Below are 2,522 nucleotides of genomic sequence, written 5' to 3' on the forward strand. Positions count from 1 at the left end.
GGCCTCGGGCGATGCTGGCCGGTTCGAGCAGGGCCTCGGCCGCGTCGAACATGTCGCGCCAGGTGCTGGACGGTGAGATCTGGCGCTCGGCGAACAGCGTCGCCAGCTCGTCGTCGGAGCGCGCGCTCAACGAGACCGCCAGTGCGCGTTGTGCGGAGGTCTCGGGCACGTCAGCGGGCCTTGTTGGCCCGGGCCCTTCGCGTGAAGCTCATGATGAGGACGGCCAGCAGGCAGGCGAAGGCGACCGGGGGAGCGACCAGCACGAGCAGGCTGACGACCGGCCAGACGCCCGACGACAGGTCGGCACCCGCGGTGGAACCCGCGATGATCGCGAAGAAGCACAGAACCGACAGCACCAGCAGCCCGAGCGACATGAACGCCAGGATGCGGTCGATGCGTCGGACGGGAACGTCGTCGCCCGGCGTGCTGCCGCCGGTGGTGCGGGTGCTCATCGCGCTCAGCCTACTGCCTGGCGCCGGTGCCGTAGGCTGGAAGACCGGGATCCGCTCGGTTCCCGCGTTCCGCCGCGCGTTCGCGCATCTATCCAGCGAGGTGTCCATGCCCACCGGCAAGGTCAGGTTCTACGACGACGAGAAGGGCTTCGGCTTCATCAGCACCGATGACGGCCAGGACGTGTTCCTGCACGCCACGGCTCTGCCCGCCGGGACCCCCGCACCCAAGGCCGGGACGCGACTGGAGTTCGGCGTGGCCGACGGCAAGCGCGGTCCGCAGGCGCTGTCGGTGCGCGTCCTGGACGCGCCGGTGAGCCTGTCGAAGCGTTCGCGCAAGCCCGCCGACGACATGGCGATCATCGTCGAAGACCTCGTGAAGCTGCTCGACGGGATCGGCGGCGACCTGCGTCGCGGCCGCTACCCCAACGGCCCGCACGCGCAGAAGATCGCCGCGGTCCTGCGCAAGGTCGCCGATGACTTCGAAGCCTGAGCCGGTCGCCGACGAGCGCCTGACGGGAGCGCACGACCTCGCGCTCTCGGCCCTGCACGAGATCACCGCCGCCGACACCGTCGGCCCGCCCGCGGGCTACACGGTCGAAGACGACGGCGTCGTCTCGCTGCGGTTCCACACCCGCTTGTCCGGGTATCCGGGCTGGTTCTGGACCGTCAGCGTCGCCGTGGTCGACGAGGCCGAGCCGACCGTGCTCGAGGTCGAGCTGCTGCCCGGTGACGGCGCGCTGCTCGCCCCCGACTGGGTGCCGTGGGCCACGCGCCTGGCCGAGTACCAGGCGGCGCAGGCCGCTGCGGCGCATGCCGACGACGACCTCGATGACGACGCCGATGAGGACGAGTCGGACGACGAATCGGATGACGACGACGAGTCGGACGACGAGGATGACGACGAGCCCAAGCCGCGCTTCCACGCGGGCGATCTGGACGGCGTCGACATCGACGAGCTCGACGCGGATCACACGCTGGGTCACGACGCGGACGACGAGTCCGAGGACTCGGGCGACGACTCCGATGACGACGACGACTCCGACGACGACGACGAGGACATCGACGACGAGGACATCGACGAGGGCGAGCGCAGCTACTGACGCCCCTCGGCTCTCACCACGAAGGCCGCCCCGCGCGATGCGGGGCGGCCTTCGTGATGAGGGAGGACTTCAGGAGGCGGGCAGGTTCGCGATCGTGTAGTCGATCGCGCCGATGAGACGCCGCACGTCCTCGGGCTCGATCGACACGAAGGTCGCCACGCGCAGCTGGTTGCGGCCGAGCTTGCGGTAGGGCTCGGTGTCGACGATGCCGTTGGCGCGCAGGCTCTTGGCGATCGCGCTCGCGTCGATGCGCTCGTCGAAGTCGATCGTGACCACGACGGGGGACCGGTCGGCGGCATCGGCGACGAACGGGGTCGCGTGCTCACTGGCATCCGCCCATTCGTACAGGGCGGACGAGGACTCCGCGGTGCGCGCGGCCGCCCAGCCCAGGCCGCCGTTGTCGAGGATCCAGCCGAGCTGCTCGTCGAGCAGCAGCAGCGTCGCCAGGGCGGGGGTGTTGAGCGTCTGCTGCAGACGCGAGTTGTCGAGCGCGTTCTTCAGGCTGAGGAACTCGGGGATGTAGCGACCGGATGCCGCGATCCTCTCGATCCGCTCGATCGCCGCGGGCGAGACGGCGGCGTACCAGAGACCTCCGTCGGAGCCGAGGTTCTTCTGCGGTGCGAAGTAGTAGACGTCCGCCTGCTCGACGTCGAAGTCGATGCCGCCCGCGGCGCTTGTGGCGTCGATGACGGTGAGAGCCCCGGCATCCCCGTGCACGCGCTCGACGGGGGCGGACACACCGGTCGACGTCTCGTTGTGGGGCCAGGCGTACACGTCGACGCCCTCGACGGCCTCGGCCACGGTGCGGGTGCCGGGTGCGGCCTTTCGGACGTCGGGCGCCTGCAGCCACGGCGCGGCGGCGGCCGAGGCGAACTTGCCGCCGAACTCGCCGAACACGAGGTTCTGGCTGCGGTTCTCGATCAGGCCGAAGGCGGCGGCATCCCAGAAGGCCGTCGAACCGCCGTTGCCG

The 2,522-nt window shown here is 70.4% G+C and carries 4 protein-coding genes; 2 read left to right on the forward strand and 2 right to left on the reverse strand.

What is annotated here, in order from left to right; all coding sequences use genetic code 11:
- Positions 1 to 170: 170 nt before the first annotated feature.
- Positions 171 to 452, reverse strand: a complete 282-nt coding sequence (locus tag DBR36_RS15685) for a multidrug ABC transporter ATPase (protein ID WP_108320646.1) — start codon at positions 450 to 452, stop codon at positions 171 to 173.
- Positions 453 to 558: 106 nt separating this feature from the next.
- Here DBR36_RS15685 and DBR36_RS15690 point away from each other — a divergent pair, with 106 nt between their 5' ends.
- Together DBR36_RS15690 and DBR36_RS15695 are read left to right on the forward strand one after the other, a co-directional pair.
- Positions 559 to 942: a cold-shock protein gene (locus DBR36_RS15690; protein WP_108320647.1), complete on the forward strand. Its 384-nt coding sequence runs from the start codon at positions 559 to 561 to the stop codon at positions 940 to 942.
- A complete protein-coding gene (locus tag DBR36_RS15695) occupies positions 926 to 1,552 on the forward strand; it encodes a DUF3027 domain-containing protein (RefSeq protein ID WP_108320648.1) in 627 nt (208 codons plus the stop codon). Before DBR36_RS15690 ends, DBR36_RS15695 begins: the two co-directional genes overlap by 17 nt.
- 69 nt (positions 1,553 to 1,621) lie before the next feature.
- Here the strand turns inward: DBR36_RS15695 and serC are convergent.
- A partial coding sequence (gene serC, locus DBR36_RS15700) for a phosphoserine transaminase (protein WP_258222906.1) occupies positions 1,622 to 2,522 on the reverse strand: 901 nt, incomplete at its 5' end.

The organism is Microbacterium sp. HMWF026 (assembly GCF_003061325.1).
GTDB lineage: Bacteria > Actinomycetota > Actinomycetes > Actinomycetales > Microbacteriaceae > Microbacterium > Microbacterium testaceum_E.